The organism is Promicromonospora thailandica (assembly GCF_024171955.1).
GTDB classification, from domain to species: Bacteria; Actinomycetota; Actinomycetes; order Actinomycetales; family Cellulomonadaceae; genus Promicromonospora; species Promicromonospora thailandica.
Window position 1 is genome coordinate 396,390 of sequence record NZ_JAMTCS010000001.1, and the last position, 18,518, is coordinate 414,907.

Annotated in this window: 15 protein-coding genes and 1 pseudogene; 4 read left to right on the top strand and 12 right to left on the bottom strand. The window is 72.9% G+C overall.

What is annotated here, in order from left to right; all coding sequences use genetic code 11:
• The first annotated feature begins 13 nt into the window (after positions 1 to 13).
• Entirely contained in the window at positions 14 to 238 is a 225-nt protein-coding gene (locus tag APR03_RS01875) for a tautomerase family protein (protein WP_253832169.1), read from the top strand.
• Positions 239 to 317: 79 nt separating this feature from the next.
• Here APR03_RS01875 and APR03_RS01880 read toward each other — a convergent pair whose 3' ends face one another.
• The 8 genes from APR03_RS01880 to kduI form a co-directional block, all read right to left on the bottom strand.
• Positions 318 to 6,086: a LamG-like jellyroll fold domain-containing protein gene (locus APR03_RS01880; protein ID WP_253832171.1), complete on the bottom strand. Its 5,769-nt coding sequence runs from the start codon at positions 6,084 to 6,086 to the stop codon at positions 318 to 320.
• A 140-nt stretch (positions 6,087 to 6,226) separates the two neighbouring features.
• Positions 6,227 to 7,714 (bottom strand): aldehyde dehydrogenase family protein, encoded by a 1,488-nt coding sequence (locus APR03_RS01885; RefSeq protein WP_253832173.1) that lies wholly within the window; start codon positions 7,712 to 7,714, stop codon positions 6,227 to 6,229.
• Positions 7,715 to 7,768: 54 nt separating this feature from the next.
• Positions 7,769 to 8,761 (bottom strand): ABC transporter permease, encoded by a 993-nt coding sequence (locus APR03_RS01890; protein WP_253832175.1) that lies wholly within the window; start codon positions 8,759 to 8,761, stop codon positions 7,769 to 7,771.
• A gap of 2 nt (positions 8,762 to 8,763) precedes the next feature.
• Positions 8,764 to 10,326 carry a sugar ABC transporter ATP-binding protein gene (locus APR03_RS01895; protein WP_253832177.1) on the bottom strand — a complete coding sequence of 521 codons (1,563 nt, stop codon included), beginning with the start codon at positions 10,324 to 10,326 and terminating at the stop codon, positions 8,764 to 8,766.
• Entirely contained in the window at positions 10,323 to 11,336 is a 1,014-nt protein-coding gene (locus APR03_RS01900) for an ABC transporter permease (protein ID WP_253832685.1), read from the bottom strand. Before APR03_RS01900 ends, APR03_RS01895 begins: the two co-directional genes overlap by 4 nt.
• Positions 11,337 to 11,338: 2 nt before the next feature.
• Positions 11,339 to 12,430 (bottom strand): sugar ABC transporter substrate-binding protein, encoded by a 1,092-nt coding sequence (locus APR03_RS01905; protein WP_253832178.1) that lies wholly within the window; start codon positions 12,428 to 12,430, stop codon positions 11,339 to 11,341.
• Positions 12,431 to 12,490: 60 nt separating this feature from the next.
• On the bottom strand, positions 12,491 to 13,261 hold the full coding sequence (kduD, locus tag APR03_RS01910; RefSeq protein ID WP_253832180.1) for a 2-dehydro-3-deoxy-D-gluconate 5-dehydrogenase KduD: 771 nt from the start codon (positions 13,259 to 13,261) through the stop codon (positions 12,491 to 12,493).
• Positions 13,258 to 14,076, bottom strand: coding sequence for a 5-dehydro-4-deoxy-D-glucuronate isomerase (gene kduI / locus APR03_RS01915; RefSeq protein ID WP_253832182.1), 819 nt, complete (start codon positions 14,074 to 14,076; stop codon positions 13,258 to 13,260). Before kduI ends, kduD begins: the two co-directional genes overlap by 4 nt.
• Positions 14,077 to 14,252: 176 nt before the next feature.
• Here kduI and APR03_RS01920 point away from each other — a divergent pair, with 176 nt between their 5' ends.
• Positions 14,253 to 15,050 (top strand): IclR family transcriptional regulator, encoded by a 798-nt coding sequence (locus APR03_RS01920; protein WP_253832184.1) that lies wholly within the window; start codon positions 14,253 to 14,255, stop codon positions 15,048 to 15,050.
• 53 nt (positions 15,051 to 15,103) lie between these two features.
• Here the strand turns inward: APR03_RS01920 and APR03_RS01925 are convergent, their stop codons facing one another.
• The 4 genes and pseudogenes from APR03_RS01925 to APR03_RS01940 form a co-directional block, all read right to left on the bottom strand.
• A complete protein-coding gene (locus tag APR03_RS01925) occupies positions 15,104 to 15,535 on the bottom strand; it encodes a MerR family transcriptional regulator (RefSeq protein WP_253832186.1) in 432 nt (143 codons plus the stop codon).
• A gap of 10 nt (positions 15,536 to 15,545) precedes the next feature.
• Positions 15,546 to 16,124 (bottom strand): zinc-binding dehydrogenase, encoded by a 579-nt coding sequence (locus APR03_RS01930; protein ID WP_253832188.1) that lies wholly within the window; start codon positions 16,122 to 16,124, stop codon positions 15,546 to 15,548.
• Positions 16,125 to 16,218: 94 nt separating this feature from the next.
• Positions 16,219 to 16,593, bottom strand: a pseudogene (locus APR03_RS01935) (alcohol dehydrogenase catalytic domain-containing protein); the annotation flags it as partial.
• Between the two features lie 79 nt (positions 16,594 to 16,672).
• Entirely contained in the window at positions 16,673 to 17,053 is a 381-nt protein-coding gene (locus APR03_RS01940; RefSeq protein ID WP_253832190.1) for a hypothetical protein, read from the bottom strand.
• Positions 17,054 to 17,263: 210 nt separating this feature from the next.
• Between APR03_RS01940 and APR03_RS01945 the strand changes: the two genes are divergently transcribed.
• Both APR03_RS01945 and APR03_RS01950 read left to right on the top strand, forming a co-directional pair.
• Positions 17,264 to 17,413, top strand: coding sequence for a hypothetical protein (locus tag APR03_RS01945; RefSeq protein WP_253832192.1), 150 nt, complete (start codon positions 17,264 to 17,266; stop codon positions 17,411 to 17,413).
• Positions 17,414 to 17,595: 182 nt separating this feature from the next.
• Positions 17,596 to 18,456, top strand: coding sequence for an EamA family transporter (locus APR03_RS01950; RefSeq protein WP_275977036.1), 861 nt, complete (start codon positions 17,596 to 17,598; stop codon positions 18,454 to 18,456).
• Positions 18,457 to 18,518 lie beyond the last annotated feature (62 nt).

Sequence of the window (18,518 nt, forward strand, 5' to 3'; positions counted from 1 at the left end):
CCGGAGGGAAGACATGCCCAACATCACCGTCGAGCTGCTCCGCGGCCGCACGATCGAGCAGCGTCGCGAGTTCGCCAAGGCCGTGGCCGACAGCGCCGTCGAGATCCTGGGCGCCCGCCGCCAGGACGTCCGCATGGTCTTCAGCGAGATCACCCCCGACATCGTCGCCAACGGCGGTGTGCTGGCCAGCGAGGACGAGAGCCGCGCCGGCGTGGTCGCGGCGCTCGCCGACGACTGAGGCACGCGAGCCGCGCACGGCACGGCACGCGGGGCGTGGGCCCGGAGGACGAATCCTCCGGGCCCACGCCCGTGCTGCGCTACTTCACCCGGAGCGTCACCCGGGTCTCGGCGGCGAGGACGAGGTCGCTGCCGAGGTAGGAGACCGTCACGGTGACGTCCTTCCCCTTCACCTGCGGCACCTCGAACCGCACGCGCCCGTCCTGGACCGTGCCGAGCACGGTCGGGCCGTCCTTCACCACGAGCCGCACCTGCCCCGTCGCCGGGACGTCGTACGGCGCGGTGAGGGACACGTCCACCACCGTCTTCTTGTCCTTCCCCTTTCCGCTGTTCGCGGCGGAGATCTCCATCGTGGCGACCACCTTCTCCACGACGACCCGCACCTTCGACGACGACGCCGCGTGGTCGCCGTCCCCGCCGTAGCGGAGCGTGAGGTCGTGGACCCCCGGCGCCAGCGACCGGGCCGGCAGGACGATCGTGCCCCGCCCGTCCGCGATCGTCGCCGTGCCGAGCGGCTCGGTGCCGTCCCGCAGCTCCACCTCGCCGGTGGCCGTGTCGGGCGACACCGCCAGCGAGACCGAGCCCGCCGTGCCGTAGACGACGGGCAGCGCCACGCCGGCCACGGCCGTCGCCGTCGGGGACTTCACCGTGACCGTCACGGTGGCCGCTGCGGACCGGTCCTTCCCGTCGTCGGCCCGGTAGGTGAACACGTCCTTGCCGTTGAACCCGGCGTCGGGCGTGTAGGTGAACGAACCGTCCGCCGCGAGGGTGACCGTGCCGTTGGCCGGCTGGGTCACCGCCGTCGCGGTGAGGACGTTGCCGTCCTCGTCGGTGTCGTTGGCGAGCACGCCCGGCGCCGGGAGCGTCAGCGGCTGCCCGCCCACGGCCGCGTAGGCGTCGTCGCGCGCCACCGGCGCGGTGTTGACCGGCGGCTGCTCCTTCTCCTCCACGGTGATCGTCACGGTCGTCGCGGCCGACGACGCGGTGCCGTCGGACGCCCGGTAGGTGAACGTGTCGGTCCCCGCGTACCCGCTGTCGGGCGTGTAGGTGAAGGACCCGTCCGCCGCCAGCTCGACGTCGCCGTGGGCCGGCTGGGTGAGCCCCGTGGCCGTCAGGTCGTCGCCGTCCGCGTCGGTGTCGTTCGCGAGGAGACCCGGCGCCTGGACGGTCAGCGGCTCGTCCTCCACCGTGCCGTAGGCGTCCGCGGCACCCACGGGGGCCGCGTTGGCCGGCGGGCCCGCGTAGAGCTCACCCACCTGCTCCTCGGTCAGCTCGTACCCGAACATCCGGAAGTCGTCGACGAGCCCGTCCCAGCGGGCGTCCGGCCAGCTGGTACCACCGATGAGGTTCGTCGTCGTCCGGCCGTCCACGCCCACGTCACCGATGTCCACGGTGAAGTCGTCGCGGGTGGCCTGGAGCTCGCCGTCGAAGTAGATCTTGCCGACGGAGCCGCTCTGGGTGAACACCACGTGCGTCCACTCGTTCAGCGGCAGGTCGTTGCCCTGCCCCAGCACGAGCCGTTCCTGGGCGCTGCCCGGGGTACCCGGCGCCTTGAACGTCGCCGCGAAGCCGGTGGCCCCGTTGACCTGGGTGTTCGACTGCAGCAGGAAGAACGTGTCCGTGCTGCTGCCGATCTGGAGCAGGGGCACCCAGGTGGGCAGGGCGTCCGGCCGCGCCCAGATGGAGACGCTGAACTGGTCGTCCATGCCCGCCTCGATGTCGTCGGGCAGCTCGACCTGGTTGCCCGTGCCGGACGCGCCGCCGGGCAGGTTGATGCCCGCGCCGAACCGCCCGGTGGGCGTCCAGCCCGTCGCCCCGGAGAGCGTCGCCGCCCCGATCGAACCGTCCAGACCCGTGTTGGCCGCCGTCGACCCCTGGCCCTCGTCGAAGGCGTAGTGGATCGGCGTGCCCTCGCCGGGCGGCGGCCGCTCGACCGTGTGCTCCACCGTGTGGGCGGAGTCGCGCCAGCCGTCGTCGGCGAGGAAGCGGACCTCGACCTCGTGGGCGCCGGACTTGAGCGCGACGTCGGTGAACGTCACCTCCCCGTCCGCCACGTCGACCTGCCCGCCGAGGCGGGAGCCGTCGACCCACAGCTCGGCGACGCCCGCGGGCGCGCCGCCGGACGCGGCCGCGACCGTGGCCGAGACCGTGACCGGCTCGCCGAACGGCGACGGGGAGCCCGGCTCGACGCTGACCGTGGTGGTCGTGGCGAGCGCGGTGCCGTCGTCGTACAGGGCCGCGACGTCGGCGTCGCCGAGCGCCGAGGTGTAGACCCGGACGTCGTCCAGCAGGCCGTCGTAGGCCGGGTCCGGGAACCCGTTGCGGCCGAGCCAGTTGTTCGCCGTCGGGCCCACGTCGGTCATGTCGATCGTGAGGTCGTCGCGCGACGCGATCGGCTCGCCGTCGAGGTACAGCGTGCCGGTGGCACCCTGCCGCGTGAAGGCGACGTGGTTCCACTCGCCCGCCACGACGTCCCGGGTCGGCGTCGCGTAGACCCGTTCCTGGAGCGCCGCGCCCTTGGCCTTGAAGGTGGCCGCGAGCCCCGTCGCGCCGGCGGCGTTGGTCTGCATCTGGATCTGGAAGAAGCTGCCCGTGTCGCCGGTCCCGTCCCCGATGTGGAACAGGCCCGTCCAGCCCGTCTTCGTGTCGGGCCGCACCCAGAACGACGTGGTGAAGCTGTCCTCGCCCTGCAGCAGGTCGTCGGGCAGGTCGACGGCGTTGGCGGTGTCGCCGCCGGCCAGGTCGAGGGCGCCGCCGAACACGCCGTCCTCGCTCCAGCCCGTGGCGCCGGTCAGGGTCGCCGCGCCCACGTCACCGTCGGTGCCGCTGTTGGCGCCCCGGGTCCCGGAACCCTCGTCGAAGGCGTAGTGCACGGGCACGTCGGACGCGCCCGGGTCGGAGCCCACGACGACGACGTCGTCGATCATGACGCCCGCGCCCGAGTCACCGCCGCTCAGGGTCAGGTCCTGCGAGCGCGACTGCGCCGTGAACGTACCCACGTACGTGCCGAACCTGGTCTGCGAGGACAGGTCCGTGCCCGCCGTCAGGGTCGTGGTCAGGTCACCGACCGAGAGGTCGGCGGTGCCGGGCGCGGAGCCGGCGGACCGGCTGTCGCGCGCGTACCGCAGCGAGATGCGGTACTCGCGGCCCGGGTCGAGGCCCTTGACCGTGCGGGTCAGGCTGCCCTCGTCACCCACGGCGAGGTGGTAGCCCGTGAGGCCGAGGCCGCCCTGGCCAGGTCCCGCGGCGCGGACGAGCTGCACCTCGCTGTCGACCTCCCACGGGGACATGCGGCCGTTGCCGGGCTCGACGTCCACCACGGCCGGCGGGTTGGCGGAGCGCCACTCGGCCGGGATGCGCGGGTACTCGAGCTGGTCCACGAGGTGTGGCGAGCGGGCGTCCATCTCGACCGTCGGGTCGATCTGGACGATGTCGGCCACCGACGGCGTGCCGTCCTCGTCGAACACGAACAGCATGTACGCGCCGGGCGGCGCGTAGGTGCCGTCGACCGGCGTCTCGATCGTGAGCGTGTCGCCGTCCTGGGCGAACGCCAGGTCCTGGAAGTTCTGGTCGTTGTTGAACCCGTGCGTCACCGACCCGTTGCGCACCAGCGTGACGCGCGAGACGTCGGTGTCGGCCCGCACGTCGAACACGCCGTCGTAGCCGACCTTCTTCGGCACGGCCGTGACCTCGGGGCGCTCGGCGAGCTCCTCGCCGTCGAACAGGTAGGCGGGCGAGTAGAACTCGACGTCCGTGTAGCTGCGCGGACCCGGCGTGCCGCCGCCGCCCACCATGAGGCGGCCGTCGGGCAGGAGCAGGGCCGTCGAGTGGTACAGGCGGGCGTGCTCGTAGGGCACGTCGACCTGCGTCCACTCGCCGGTGTCGGGGTTCCAGATCTCGGCGGTGGTGACGTAGCCGCCGTTGCCGTTGTTGTCGCGCGAGCCGCCGGTGACGATCACGTTGCCGTCGGGCAGCACGGTCGAGGTGGCCCAGTGCCGCGCGTACCGCATCGGCTCGGTCGCCTCGACCACCGGCGCGTCGGTGCCGCCGGTGATGTCGACGGTGAAGCCGGCGCGGGCGCCGTCCGGACCGCCGCCGTTGGCCCACCAGCCACCGCCGACCTGCAGGATCTTGCCGGGGCGGTACATGGTCGCCGTCGACGTGGCGCCGACCGGGTTGCCGAGCGTGCCCTGGTTGGCGACCGCCGCGGGCAAGGTGCCGCGCAGCGTGATCTCGCCGTCGCCCGAGGGGTCGAGCTCGTACATCTGGGTGCCGGTGATGTTGAAGACGTTGCCGTTGCCCGGCGCCACGAAAGCGCGCGGGTACCACCAGCGGTTCTCGTCGGGCCCGTTGCCGCCCCCGCCGTCGCCGTACGCGGCCGCGCTGGTGGCACCGTCCAGGAGCTTCCAGGAGCTGCCCTCGTCCGGCGTGTAGCGCTCGGGGGTCAGCACGCCCGGGCCGCCGGGGCCGCCCTTGAGGCTGCCGCCCTGCACGACGATCGAGCCGTCCGGCAGCGTGGTGCCCGTCGGGTACCACCGCGGGTAGTTCATCGGGGCCTCGGTGCGCAGCCCCTGGTTGGTGGTGTAGCTCGTGACGCCGATGGCCGCGTCGTTGGGGGCGTTGCCGCCCAGGCCGTCGTCACCGCCCACCGTGAAGGTGGCGCGGCGGTGCGGCACCTGGACCTGCATCGAGCAGAACAGGTCGGTGTAGGTCGAGTTCTCGACGAGCCCCGAGACGAGGTTCGCCGTGGTGCGCTCCTCGGACGGGTCCCAGACGTCGATCTCCATCTGGCCGCCCTGCACCACGCACGAGTTGCCCTCGAAGTCGTAGGGGGTGTTGTCGGTGCAGCCGGACGACACGCTGCCGAACGACTGGACCTTGCCGTCGGACGTCAGCGCAGCGTTGATCGGCACCAGCGGCCACGGCGTCACGCCGCTCCAGGAGCCCTGCTCGGCCTTGCTCGGCGGCGAGCAGTCGGCGGGGAGCAGACCCGACGCGTAGGCGAGGCCGTGCTTCATCTGGGTGCGGATCGGCGCCTCGGAGTAGGCGGTGCCCTCGTGCCCCATGCCCGAGTACCACGACCGGCCGGCATCGATCTCCTGGCACCACGTGATCGGGTGGCTGGTGCCGTTGTGGCCCATGCCGTAGGACGTCTCGTCGGCCTCCAGCAGCGTGCGCACGTTCGGGGCCGGGTTGACCAGCCAGTCGTACCACTCGTCGCTGCGGGTGAAGCTCTCCGACAGGCCCTGGGTCAGGGGGTGCGTGGCGTCCTTGACCACCACGCGGCCCGGCCGCACCGCCGGGTTCTCCGGGTGCCCCTCGGACATCGCGCCCACGAGCCGGGCGTAGAACGGGTTCACGTCGTGCTCGCTCTGGCCCACCGACCAGCCCGCGTAGTGCATGCCCATGTACCCGCCGCCGCCGCGGATGTACTCCTCCAGCGCGGCCCGCTGCGCCACGTCGAACAGCACGCCACCCGTCTGCGCGAAGACGACGGCGTCCTTCGTGGCGAGGTTCTGCGTGGTGAACGCCGCGGCGTTCTCGGTCTCCTCGATCTCGACGGGCTGGGCGTACTCGGTGCCCAGCTGCGTGGCGAGGTCGCGCACGGCCTGGCGGGCCTGCACGTGCGACGCGTGGAAGTTCGGCTTGTAGAACAGCAGGACGCGCAGCACGCCGTCGTCGACGGAGCCTGCGCCCGCCAGGACGGGTGCCGCGGGTGCCGGGGCCGCCTGCGCGACACCGGCGCCGAGGGGTCCGGCCACCAGGAGGGCGGCGAGCGCGGCCGCGAGGTGCGCTCGGCGGGGTCGGCGCGCGTGGTGGCGCCGGTCAGGTCTGCGTAACAGGTTCATCGTTGATCCCTTTTCGCACGGTTCTCATGGAGTTTTCTTGCGCGCGGACACGGCCCGGCCGGCCGATCCCCCGCCCGAGGTCGGCCGACCGGAGCCGGCTCCGGTGGTGCTGTGGTGCTAGTGGTGCTGGTTCGTGCCCGTCACCGCAGCTCTGCGATGACCGTCTTGAGCTCGGTGTAGTCGTCCAGCCCGAAGGAGCCGAGCTCACGGCCCCAGCCGGACTGCTTGAAACCACCCCGGGGCAGGGTGACGTCGTCCGCGTGCCAGGTGTTCAGCCAGACCGTGCCGGCCCGCAGCTTGCCGCCCACCCGGTGCGCGGTGCCCAGGTCGCGCGACCACACGCCCGCGGCCAGGCCGTAGACCGTGTTGTTGGCCGCCGCGACCACCTCGTCCTCGCTGTCGAACGGGATGGCCGTGATGACCGGGCCGAAGATCTCGTCGGTCTGCACCGCCATCTGCTCGGTGACGTCGGTGATGAGCGTCGGGGCGAAGAAGTAGCCCCGGTCGGCCGCCGGGTCGGGGCTGCCCGCCGCGATCGTGGCACCGTCGGCCACCGCACCGCGCACGTAGCCCATGACCTTCTCGTGCTGCTCCTGCGAGACCAGCGGGCCCATCGTGGTGGCCGGGTCGAAGGCGTCGCCCACGCGGATGGCCTTGGCCGCCGCAGCCACCCCCTCGATGACCTGGTCGAACACCTCGCGCTGCACATACAGTCGCGAGCCGTTGACGCAGCACTGGCCCTCGTTGAAGTAGCCGGCGAGCGCGGCCCCGGCGATCGCCGCGTCCAGGTCGGCGTCAGCGAAGATGATGTTCGGCGCCTTGCCGCCGAGCTCCAGCGAGACCTTCTTGAGGTTCCGCGAGGCGCCCGCCGCGATCTTCTTGCCCACCTCGGTGCTGCCGGTGAAGGCCACCTTGTCGACGCCGTGGTGGTCCACGAGCGCCGCGCCCGCGTCGCCGAAGCCGGGCAGCACGTTGACCACGCCGGCCGGCACGCCGGCCTCGAGCAGCAGCTCGCCCAGGCGCAGCGCCGTCAGCGGGGTCTGCTCCGCGGGCTTGAGCACGATCGTGTTGCCCGCCGTGATCGACGGGACGATCTTGAACGCGGCCATGGTGAGCGGGAAGTTCCAGGGCACGATGCCCGCCACCACGCCGATGGCCTCGCGGCGCGTGTACGCGTGGAACTCCTTGCCGGGCACCGACATGGGGATCGTCGTGCCCTCCATCTTCGTGGCCCACCCCGCGAAGTAGCGGAACAGCTCGGCGGCCACGCCGACGTCGCCGCGGGCCGAGGCGAGACTCTTCCCGTTGTCGAGCGACTCGAGCTGCGCGAACTCCTCCGCGCGCTCCTCGATCATGTCGCCGATGCGCCACAGCAGGTGGGAGCGGTCGCGCGGGCTCATCCGCGACCACGGCCCGGCCTCGAACGCGTTCCGGGCGGCGGTGACCGCGCGGTCGGCGTCGACCGCCGAGGCCTGGGCGACCTGGACGAGCGTCTCCTCGGTCGCGGGATTCACCGTCGCGAAGGTCTGGCCGTCCTTCGCCTCCACCCACTCGCCGTCGATGAGGAGCTGCTTGGGCGAGGAGAGGAACGCGGAGACGGCGGGCAGGAGCTGGGGATTCTCGGACATGGGGGCCTTCCGTGAGGTCGTGGGTGTGGTGGTGCGGGCTGAGGACGGGCGTGACTACTTGATGATCAGCACCTTCGATCGGTCGAGGGTGAGCGCGACGGCGGCCACGATGATCGCGCCGTACAGGATCTGCTCGTACGCCGACGGCACGCCGACGATGGGCAGCCCCACGCGCAGCAGCGTCACCACGAGCGCACCGGCCAGGCTGCGCCACAGCGAGCCGTGGCCACCCGTGATGGCGGTGCCGCCCACCACGATGGCCGCCACGGCGGGCAGCAGCAGGTTGTCCGCCATGGTGGGGCTCCCGCTGAAGTTCCGGGACACCAGCATGACGGCCGCCAGCCCCGCGCACGCACCCGACAGCGTGAACGCCCCGACCTTGACCAGGTCCACGGGCGATCCGGCGAGGCGGGCCGCCGACTCGGAGTACCCGATGGCACGCACCCAGCTCCCGACCGGGGTGAGGCGCAGCACCAGGGACACGACCGCCACGACGACCAGGGCGACCACGAAGGCCATCGGCAGCACCCCGGCCACGTAGAGCGTGAGCCAGTGGGTGGTGCCGCGGTCGGACACCGGGATGGGCCCGGCGTCCGAGATCACCAGCGCGATCGCGGAGAAGATGCTCATCCCGCCGAGGGTGACGATGAACGACGGGATGCGCAGCAGCACGTGGGCGACGCCCTGCAGCGCCCCGATCGCACCGGCCACCGCGACGATCGCGAGCGTCGTCAGCCCGCCGAGGTCGGGCAGCCAGAGCGCGAAGAAGACCGTGGCCAGGGAGCACAGCGCGGCGATCGACAGGTCGATGCCACCGCACAGGACGACGACGGTGGCCCCGGCGGCGAGCACGACGAGCGGGGCCGCCGTGCGGACCGCCGCCGTGAGGCTGCTCAGCGTGAAGAACCCCGGGTCGACGACGGTCAGTGCGGCCAGCAGCACGACGAGCGCGATGACCGGCATGAACGACGTGAGCCGCTGGCCCACGGTGGGCCGGGCGACGACGGGCGCGTCGGAGGCCGGCTGGGCGAGGACGGGCGTGGACACGGTCAGACCATCTCCTTGACGAGGTCGAGCGGCGTCGGCTTGCCCCCGGAGGGAGCGGCGATCTCGGTGGTCGCGCGGCCGTCGCTCATCACGACGATCCGGTCGGACATGCCGATCGCCTCCTCGAGGCTGTCGGCGAGCAGCACGGTGGCCACCCCGCTGCCCGCGAGCTCCCGCATCAGGCGGTACACCTCCGAGCGCGCCCCGATGTCCAGGCCGCGCGTGGGGTGGTCGAGCAGCAGCAGCCGCACGTCGCCCGACACGAGCCAGCGCGCGAGCACCACCTTCTGCTGGTTGCCGCCGGACAGGCGCTGGATCGCGGTGCCCCGGTGCGGCGTGCGGATCGAGAGCCGCTCGATCCACGTGTCCACCAGGGTGGCCTGCTTGCGCGGCCGCACCAGGGGCCCGGAGCAGCGCGCCTGCTGCTTGGTCAGGGTCATGTTGTCGGCCACCGACATCGGGCCCACCATGCCCTCGGTCTTGCGCTCCGCCGGCACGTACCCGATGCCCGCCGCGCACGCCGCGCGCGTCCCCGACAGGTCGAGGCGCTCGCCGTCCAGCTGCACCTCACCCGCCGTGGTGGCCTCGGCGCCGAACAGAGCCCGGCAGAGGTCCTCGCGGCCGGAGCCGTGCACGCCGACGATGCCGACGATCTCGCCGGCGCGCACCTCGAGGTCGACGTCGCGGAACGTCCTGCCGGACAGGCCGCGCACCACCAGCCGGGGCCGGCCGGGCTCCTCGGACCGCTCCGCGAGGCCGTCGTGGTAGTGGTCGTCCGAGCCGGTCGAGCCGATCATCATCCGGTGCAGCTCGGCGGGAGCGGCACCGGCGGCGGGCACCTCGCCCACCGACCGGCCGCCGCGCAGCACGGCCACGCGGTCGCACACGTCGAGCACCTCGTCCAGGCGGTGCGAGACGAAGACGACGGAGGCGAACTCGCGCAGCCGCCGCACCTGCGTGAACAGGGTCTCGATCTCCTTGGACTCCAGCACGGAGGTGGGCTCGTCGAGGATGATCACGGGCGGGTGCGACGTGCGCTCCTCGATGCGCAGCACCTTGGCGATCTCGACCATCTGCCGGTCGGCGAAGCTCAGCGAGTCGGTGCGCGCGAGGGGGTCGATGTGCGACCCGATCTTGTCGAGCTGCTCCTGGGCGAGCCGCCGCATCGTGCGCCAGTGGTAGATGCCGCGGCGCACGCCCGGGCCCTCGCTGCCGAGCACGATGTTCTCGGCGGCGGTGAGGTTGGGCACCAGCGACTGCTCCTGGAACACCATGCCGAGGCCGTGGTTCGCGGCGTCGACGACGCTCCGCAGCCGCACCCGCTCCCCGCGCACCCAGATCTCGCCGGCGTCGGGCCGGACGAGGCCGACCAGCGCCTTGAGCAGCGTGGACTTGCCGGCGCCGTTCTCACCGGCCAGGCCGAGCACCTCGTTCTGGTGCACGACCAGGTCGACGCCGTCGAGCGCCTTGACGCCCGGGTAGTGCTTGACCAGGCCCCGCACCTCCAGGGCGGGCGGGGCCGTCCGGCCGCCCGGCACGGGCCCGGTCTGCAGGTTCGTGGTCACTTCGTCACCTGGTTCCTACGACGCTGGGGGATGACGGCGGCCGCGACGGCCGCCACGACGATGAGGCCCTGGACGCCGCCCTGCCAGTACGGGCTGACGCCGACCTGGACGAGGCCGTTGGTCAGCACCGTCACGAGCAGCACGCCGACCGTGGAGTGCAGGATGCCGCCGCGGCCGCCCGTGAGCAGCGTGCCGCCCACGACGGCGGCCGTGATGGCCGAGAAGTCGTAGCCCCGCCCGGCCTGGACCAGCCCGGCGCTGAGCTGGCTGGTGACCATGACGCCGGCGAGCCCGTAGAACGCGCCCGCCAGGGTGAAGACCGCCACCTTGTACGGGGCCACGCGTACGCCCGAGAGCGCCAGCACCTCCTCGGCGCCGCCGATCGCGAAGGCGTACCGGCCCAGGCGCGAGTAGCGCTGCACGAGCCAGCCGAGCAGCACGCAGCCCAGCGCGATCCAGGTCAGGTGGGCCAGCCCGAGGAACCGCTCGACGGCCCAGCCCTCCAGCATCGGGTCGGCGATGTTGGGCTGCACGCCCGCGAACAGGAGGGTGGCGAGGCCGAGCCCCACGGCCGAGACGCCGAGCGTCGCCATGAACGAGGGCACCTTGAGCAGCACCAGGGCGAGCCCGCTGAGACAGCCGAGCCCGGCCGCCAGGAGCACCGCGACGGCGATGCCGACGAACCCGAGGTCGTTGTCGTTGCGGTTGTTGGCGACCAGGAGGGCCACGGTGATCGCGGAGGCCCCCATGATCCCGGGAGCGGAGAGGTCGATCGACCCCATCATCAGCACGAAGCTGATGCCGATGGTCACCACGGCGAGCACCGCCGCGGCGTCGAGCACGTTCTGCACGTTGGAGAGCGTGCGGAAGCCGGGGCTGAGGGCCGCGAACACGCCGAACACGACCACCAGGGCGATCGGCGGGCCCGCGTCCCTCAGGGACACCCCCCGCCGAGGCTGGGGGCGTCGGGCCTGCACGACCTCGGTGTCGGCCTCGGCGGGGGATGTCATGGTCACGAGATCGCGCCCTGCGACCGGCTGAAGAGGTTGTCGCAGGCGAAGTCGGCCTCGCTCGTCTCCGGGGAGACGAAGTCGGCCACGTTGTCCTGCTGGATGAGGAACTGCTCGGCGAACCAGGCGCGGTCGTCGGCGGCGATGTCCTCGACGGCGAGCTCGCCGGTGGCGACGCAGTAGCCGATGGCCAGGCCGATGCCACCCTGCCACGGGCCGTCGCTCGAGACGGTCGCGGTCATGGTGCCCTCCTCGATGGCGGTCAGGGCGTCCGGCACGGCGTCGATGCCGACCACCGCGACGTCGTCCCGCCCGGCCTGCTGGAGGGCCTCGAGCGCCCCGAGCGCCATGTCGTCGTTGGCCGCCCAGATGCCCTTGATGTCGTCACCGTGCTTGGTGAGCAGCGTCTTGGTCACCTCGAGCGCCTCGGCGCGGGAGAAGTTGGCGGTCTGGTCGTCGAGCAGCTCGACGTCGGGGTTGCCCGCGAGCGACTCCTCCAGGCCGGCGAAGCGGTCCTTGGCGGCGCCGGTGTCGAGGATGCCCTGGAGGGCGACGATGCCGCCCGAGCCGCCGATGGCCTCGGCCAGCGCGTCGCCGATCTGCCTGCCGGACTCCACCCCGTCGTAGGTGATGTGCGACAGCCAGGAGTCGTAGTCGGCCACGTTCAGGTCGGCCGGCTTGTTCCACTGCGTCACGAGGTAGGCACCGGCCGCCTCGGCACCCTCCACGATGGGCGGGGTGTCGGAGTCGCCGTTGGGCAGGATGTTCATGACCAGGCACTCGGTGTCGCCGGCGAGCAGCTGGCTGATCTGCTCCTGCTGGCGCGTCGAGTCGCCGTCGTAGGTCAGGCGCTCCTGGGTGAGGCCGACCTGCTCGGCGAAGGCGTCGCCGCCGTCGAGCCACGAGGCCTCGTAGGGGTTGGACTCGTTGCGGACCTGGCCCACCAGGGTCACGTCGGCGGGGTCGCAGGCGCCGGAGGCCACGTCGCCGCCGGCGGCCCCGCCGCCGGCGGCCGTCTCGGTGCAGCCCGTGAGGGCGGCGGCCGCGAGGGCCACGCCGAGCACGGCAGCCGTGGGTCGAGAGGTGAACTTCATCGTTGATCCTCGATTTCGTTGGTGCCGGTGACCGGCGGGGGGTGTCGTAGGGACGGAGGGTCAGCGGGCCATCCAGCCTCCGTCGACGGCCAGCACGTGGCCGTTGACGTAGTCGGCGGCCGGGGAGCTGAGGAAGACGGCAGCTCCGGCGACGTCCTCGGCGGTACCCCAGCGGCCGGCCGGGATCCGTTCGAGGATCGAGCGTGAGCGGTCCGCGTCCTCGCGGAGCGCCGTGGTGTTGTCGGTGACCATGTAGCCGGGCGCGATGGCGTTGACCTGGACGCCGTGCGGCCCCCACTCGTTCGCCAGCGCCTTGGTGATGCCCGCGACGCCGTGCTTGGAGGCGGCGTACGAGACCACCCGGAGGCCGCCCTGGAAGGACAGCAGGCTGGCGATGCTGACGACCTTGCCGTGGCCGCGCGCGACCATGGGCCGGCCGAGCTGCTGGGTGAGGAAGAAGAGGCCGTTGAGGTTGACGTCGAGCACGCGCTGCCAGGAGTCCCGGCCGACGTCGACGGAGTCGGCGCGGTCGATGATCCCGGCGTTGTTGACCAGGACGTCGACCTGCCGCGACGCGTTCAGGTCGGCGCCGACCCGCTCGACCGCGTCCAGGTCGCTCACGTCCAGGTCGACGACGTCGGCCTTCCCGCCCGCCTCGGTGACCAGGTCGCGCGTGGCGTCCTGGTGGCCGGGGCGCCCGAGGAGCACGACGTCGGCGCCCGCGCGCGCGAGGCCGACGGCGACGGCCTGTCCGAGGCCCCGGCCCGCGCCCGTCACCACGGCGCACCGGCCGTGCAGGTCGAAGGGCGAGGTGGCGCCGGTCGCGGTCACAGGTCCTCCAGCGCCACGGGGCTGAGGTCGGTGTAGACGTTGTTCTCCCCGGCCATGGCCCAGATGAAGGCGTACGACCCGGTGCCGGCCCCCGCGTGGATGGACCACGGCGGGGAGATCACGGCCTCGCGGTTGCGCATCACGAGGTGGCGCGTGGCGCCGGGCTGCCCGAGGAAGTGGAAGACGCGGTCGGTCTCCTCGAGGTCCACGTAGCAGTAGATCTCGGTGCGCCGGTCGTGCAGGTGCGGCGGGAAGGTGTTCCAGACGGAGCCGCTGGCGATGACCGTCACGCCGAACTGGAGCACGGAGGTCTGCAGCTCCTGGCCCCACGCGTAGCGGAAGAGGTTGCGCTCGTTGGCCGCCTCGGCCGAGCCCAGCGCGACCGGCTCCACCTCGGTGTGGCGCAGCGCCGTGGTCGGGTAGGTCGCGTGCGCCGGGGCCGACACGAAGTAGAAGGCGGCGTCGGCGCCGCCGAAGGTGACCTGGCTCCCCCGGCCCACGAAGAGGCCGTCGAGGTGGTCGAGCTCGTACTTCTCGTCGTCGACGACGACGTGGCCCGCACCTCCGACGTTGATGACCCCCAGCTCGCGCCCCTCGAGGTGGGACGCCGTCCCCAGCACCTCGGTCCAGGCGGGCAGCTCCACCTCGTCGGTGCCGGGGACCGCCCCGCCCACGACCAGCCGGTCGTCGTGGGTGTACGTTCCCCGCACCTCGCCGGCCGCGAAGAGGTCGGGAACGAGGAAGCTCTCCCGGAGGTCCGCGGTGGTGGCCGTCTCCGCGCCGGACGGAGATGTCGAGTATCGAACCTGGATCACGAAGTCGCCCCTCGGTTTGTGAACTGCGTTCGTCTATGTGAACTACGCCGACCATAGACGTGACCCCGGTCACGGGTCAAGGGGCGGAAACCTGTCCATGTATGCGAACTCGCGGTAGTGTCAGAATCACCCCGGGGCCCGGACCTGGGTACCCCCGCGGCACCAGAGGAGAGTTCATGCAGCGTCAGACGGAGCTTCAGAGGGAGACGGTCACCGAAGCGGGGCCGGTCAAGTCAGCGGCCCGCGCCCTCGACCTGCTGGACGACATCGCGGCCCACGGCCCCGGCACCCAGCTCCAGCTCTCGACGCGCCTCAACATCCCCAAGAGCAGCCTGCACGCGCTGCTGCGCACCATGACGGACCGCGGCTGGCTGCAGACCGACCCCACCGGCAGCGTCTACCAGCTCGGGATCCACTCCCTGGTCGTGAGCTCGGCGTACCTCGACGGCGACCCCGTGCTCGCCCGCGCCACGGCCGTGCTCGACGAGGTGGCCGCCGCCACCGAGGAGACCGTGCACCTCGGCCGGCTCGACGGGGCCGACGTCATCTACACCGCGAAGCGCGAGTCGGTGCACCCGCTGCGCATGCACTCCGCCGTCGGCCGACGGCTGCCCGCGTACGCCACGTCGCTGGGACGTGCGCTGCTCGCCGAGCTGCCGCCCGAGTCCCGCAGCGCCCTGGTGCCGGAGTCGATCGCCGCGATCACGCCGCGCACGACCACCGACAAGGACGCCGTGCTCGAGATCATCGACCAGGCGGCCTACCAGGGCTACGCCACGGAGAGCGAGGAGTCGTGCCTGGGTGTGCGCTGCTTCGGCGTCGCGCTGCCCTTCACCAACAGCTCGGCGGACGCGATGAGCGTCGCCGTGCCGATCAGCCGGCTCGGCAACGGGCGTGAGGACCTGATCATCGAGACGCTGCTCAGCGTGCGGTCGCGCCTGGCCGCGGTGCACGACAACAGCCTGGTGCGCTGACCTTCCCGGGCCCCGGGACCTCGAAGGCTCAGGCGGCTCGGCGGCTCGGAGGCTCAGGGCGCGAGGCCCTGCTCGTCCATCTCGGCCTGGCAGTCGTGGCCGCGGGCGAGCGCGGCGCGATAGCGCGCGGCCTCGGTCCGGACGGCGGCCTGGTCCGCCCGCAGCCGGGTGATCTGCTCCTCGACGGCGGCGGCGTGGCGCTCGAGCAGCGCGATCCGTGTGCGGTGGCTCTCGAGCCCGGCCGGAGCCAGCCGCACGAACTCGCGCACCTCCGCCACGGGCATCCCCGTGCGCCGCAGCACCTGGACGAGCCGGACGAAGCCCACGGCCAGCGGCGAGTACCGGCGCCGGCCGTCCGGGCCCCGGCCGACGTCGGGCAGCAGGCCCGTGCGCTCGTACCAGCGCAGCGTGTCGAGGCTCAGGCCCGTCAGCTCCGAGACCGCGCGGATGCCGATCCCGTCCGGGGGCGTCGAGGTGCCGCTCACCCGAGCCACACTAGCTCCGCCACGCCGCGGCCCGGCCGGCCACGTCGAGCACGAACCGGTACCGCACGTCGTTCTTCGCCAGGCGTGCGAACGCCGTGCCGACCTCGGCGAGCGGGAGCACCTCGACGTCCGCCACGATGCCGTGCGCGGCGCAGAAGTCCAGCATCTCCTGCGTCCGCACCGTGCCGGCGCCCGCGGACAGGGTCATCGTGCGGCCGAGCAGCGCCATGGGCTCCAGGTCGTAGCGGCCGGCCGTGCTGAGCACGACCAACTCGCCGCCGAGCCGGAGCGTGCGCAGGTACGGCGACCGGTCGTGCTGCGCCGACGCGGTGTCGACCACGAGGTCGAGCGGGCCGGCGGCCCGCATCGCGGCCTCGTCCGTGGATACGACCACCGCGTCGGCGCCCAGGTCGCGTGCGGCCCGGACCTTGTCCGCCGATGTGGTGAAGACCGTGACGTGGGCCCCCAGCGCCGCCGCGAACCGCACCGCCAGGTGGCCGAGCCCACCGAGCCCGACGACGCCGACCCGGTCCCCCGCGCCGACGCCCGCCCGCCGCAGCGGGTCGAACGTCGTGACGCCCGCGCACATGAGGGGTGCCGCGCCGGCGGGGTCCAGGCCCCGCCGGCAGGTGGTACACGAACGCCTCCCGCACCACGTACTCGGTCGAGTAGGCGCCGCGGGTCGTGCTGCCGTCGTGCCGGTCGACCCCGCCGTAGGTCGTGGTCGGGAGCTCCTCGCAGTACGTCTCGCGGTGATCGAGGCAGGCCGCGCACACGCCGCAGGAGTCGACGACGTTGCCCACGGCCACCGGGTCCCCCACCCGGAACCGGGTCACGTCGGCCCCGACGGCTGCGACCTCGCCCACGAACTCGTGGCCCGGCACCAGCGGCTCCGCGCCCGGGGCCAGGGCCTCGACGGCGTGGAGGTCGCTGTGACACACCCCCGCGTACGTGACCCGCACCGCGACGTCGTCGGGGTGCAGGTCACGCCGCTCGAAGGTGTAGGGCCGCAGGTCGTGTCCGGGTCCGAAGGCCGCGTAGCCGGTGGTCTCGCGCATACCGGCGACGCTACGAGCTGGAGTGCGCTCCAGCGCAAACGCGGCCGACGGACACGGCGCTGCTCGGCCGGCCTCCGGGTCAGGCGGCCGGGCGGGGCGCGGAACGGGCCGGGAGCGCCAGCGCGTGGACGGAAGCGACCGAGGCGAGCGCCGCGTCCAGGGCCTGCGGGGTCAGGCCGTGCTCGGCGACCTGGGCGTGGACCGCGGCGAGCACCTGGTCGGACGCCGCCCACAGCGGCACGCCGGCCTGGTCGGCCACGTCGAGGAGCATCTGCTCGGCGGTCAGGTCGTCGACCCTGCGCAGGACGGCGACGAGGCTCTTGGCCCGCTCGACGGAGACCTCGCTGACGACGAGGGCGGGGGCCCCGTCCGGGTGGTGCGACGGCTCCGACTCGTACTCCGACTGGTACGGGGCGGGCTGGACCTGAGCGGACGGCTGGGCGGTGAGTGACGGCGACATACGAACCTCCAGATCCGATGAGTTGCTGAGATCTGGAGCCGCTTCATGACCCCGGGACCCACAAGACTAGAGCAAGACCTCGCAAACGGGCAAATATCCCCCAGTGCCTCGAGCGCGCGGATCGGGTTCGGGATGCGAGTAACCGCAAACGGGACGAACCTCGGAATAACGGCGACGCGCACTGCGTCGCCATGACCAAGGAGGTTAGAGATGCCGTCCTGGCTCATCCTCATCATCATCGGTGTCGTGCTCGTGATCCTGGGAGTCGCCACCGAGATCGGCCAGTTCCTGATCTGGATCGGAGTGGCCGTCCTGGTGGTCAGCCTGGTGCTCGGGCTCGCCCGCCGTACCCGGACGTGACGTGACACCTCCGCAACCGGAGCCGGCCGGTGCCCCCACCGGCCGGCTCCGGTCGTCTCACGCCCGGGTCGCGCTTCGGCGTCGGCCCGGGCTGAGTCGTCGGCGCTGAGTCGTCGGCGCTGAGTCGTCGGCGCTGAGTCGTCGGTGGGCCGGGTCGATGGTGGACTGAGGCGATAGGTGCCCTGCTCGGCCTCCTCTCGGCCGCCCTCTACGGCGTCGCCGACGCCCTGGGCGGTGTCCTCTCCCGCAGCTGGCCCCCCGTGCGCGTCGCGCTGGCCGGACAGGTCGGCGGGCTCGTCGTCACCGCGGCGGCGGCGCCCCTCGCGGGCGGCACCGCGCCCACGTCGGCCGACCTGGCCTGGGGCGCGCTCTCCGGCGCCGGAACCGGCGTCGCGATGGTCTTCCTGTTCCGCGGCATGAGCCGGGGCGCCATGTCCGTGGTCATCCCGGTCAGCGCCGTGGGCGGTCTCGCCCTCCCCGTCCTGGTCACCACCGTGCTGCTCGGTGAGCGCCCGTCGGCCTGGGCGTGGGCCGGCATCACGCTCGCGCTGCCGGCCCTCTGGCTGGTCTCCCGGACCCGGACGACGACGGCGGACACTGCCGCCGGCGTCCGCGACGGGCTGGTGGCGAGCGTCGGCATCGCGCTGCAGTACCTCGCCCTGGCGCAGGCGAGCCCGGGTGCCGGCCTCTGGCCCGTGACGTCCGGGCGCGTCACCGCCGTGCTGGTGGTGGCGGCCATGGCGCTGCTGCCCGCCCTGCTGCCCGTGCACCGCGCCGCCCCCCGGCCCGCGCCGGCGCAGCCCCTGCCCCTACGGGTCACCGCGCTCGCGGGCCTGACCGGCGTCCTCGCCGCTGCCGCCCTCTTCTGCTATCTCCTGGCCACCCGCACGGCGCTGGTGGCCGTCGCGAGCGCCCTCTCGTGCCTGTACCCGGTGGTGCCGGTGCTGGTGGGCCTGACGTTCCTGCGGGAACGCCCCGGGCGCACGCAGGCGGCCGGCCTGGTCCTCGCCCTCGCCGCGTGCGCCCTGATCGTCGTGCCGTGACTCGACGCGACTCGCCGTGCCGCCGCGCGCCGTCCGAAGGCGAGCGGACCGGGGCGTCCCTA

Bases quoted from the DNA above. Each gene is read 5' to 3' on its own strand.
- APR03_RS01900 (WP_253832685.1), bottom strand. From the start codon at position 11,336: ATGACATCCCCCGCCGAGGCCGACACCGAGGTCGTGCAGGCCCGACGC.
- APR03_RS01920 (WP_253832184.1), top strand. From the start codon at position 14,253: ATGCAGCGTCAGACGGAGCTTCAGAGGGAGACGGTCACCGAAGCGGGG.
- APR03_RS01885 (WP_253832173.1), bottom strand. From the start codon at position 7,714: ATGTCCGAGAATCCCCAGCTCCTGCCCGCCGTCTCCGCGTTCCTCTCC.
- APR03_RS01905 (WP_253832178.1), bottom strand. From the start codon at position 12,430: ATGAAGTTCACCTCTCGACCCACGGCTGCCGTGCTCGGCGTGGCCCTC.
- APR03_RS01875 (WP_253832169.1), top strand. From the start codon at position 14: ATGCCCAACATCACCGTCGAGCTGCTCCGCGGCCGCACGATCGAGCAG.
- APR03_RS01940 (WP_253832190.1), bottom strand. From the start codon at position 17,053: ATGTCGCCGTCACTCACCGCCCAGCCGTCCGCTCAGGTCCAGCCCGCC.
- APR03_RS01945 (WP_253832192.1), top strand. From the start codon at position 17,264: ATGCCGTCCTGGCTCATCCTCATCATCATCGGTGTCGTGCTCGTGATC.
- APR03_RS01880 (WP_253832171.1), bottom strand. From the start codon at position 6,086: ATGAACCTGTTACGCAGACCTGACCGGCGCCACCACGCGCGCCGACCC.
- APR03_RS01930 (WP_253832188.1), bottom strand. From the start codon at position 16,124: ATGTGCGCGGGCGTCACGACGTTCGACCCGCTGCGGCGGGCGGGCGTC.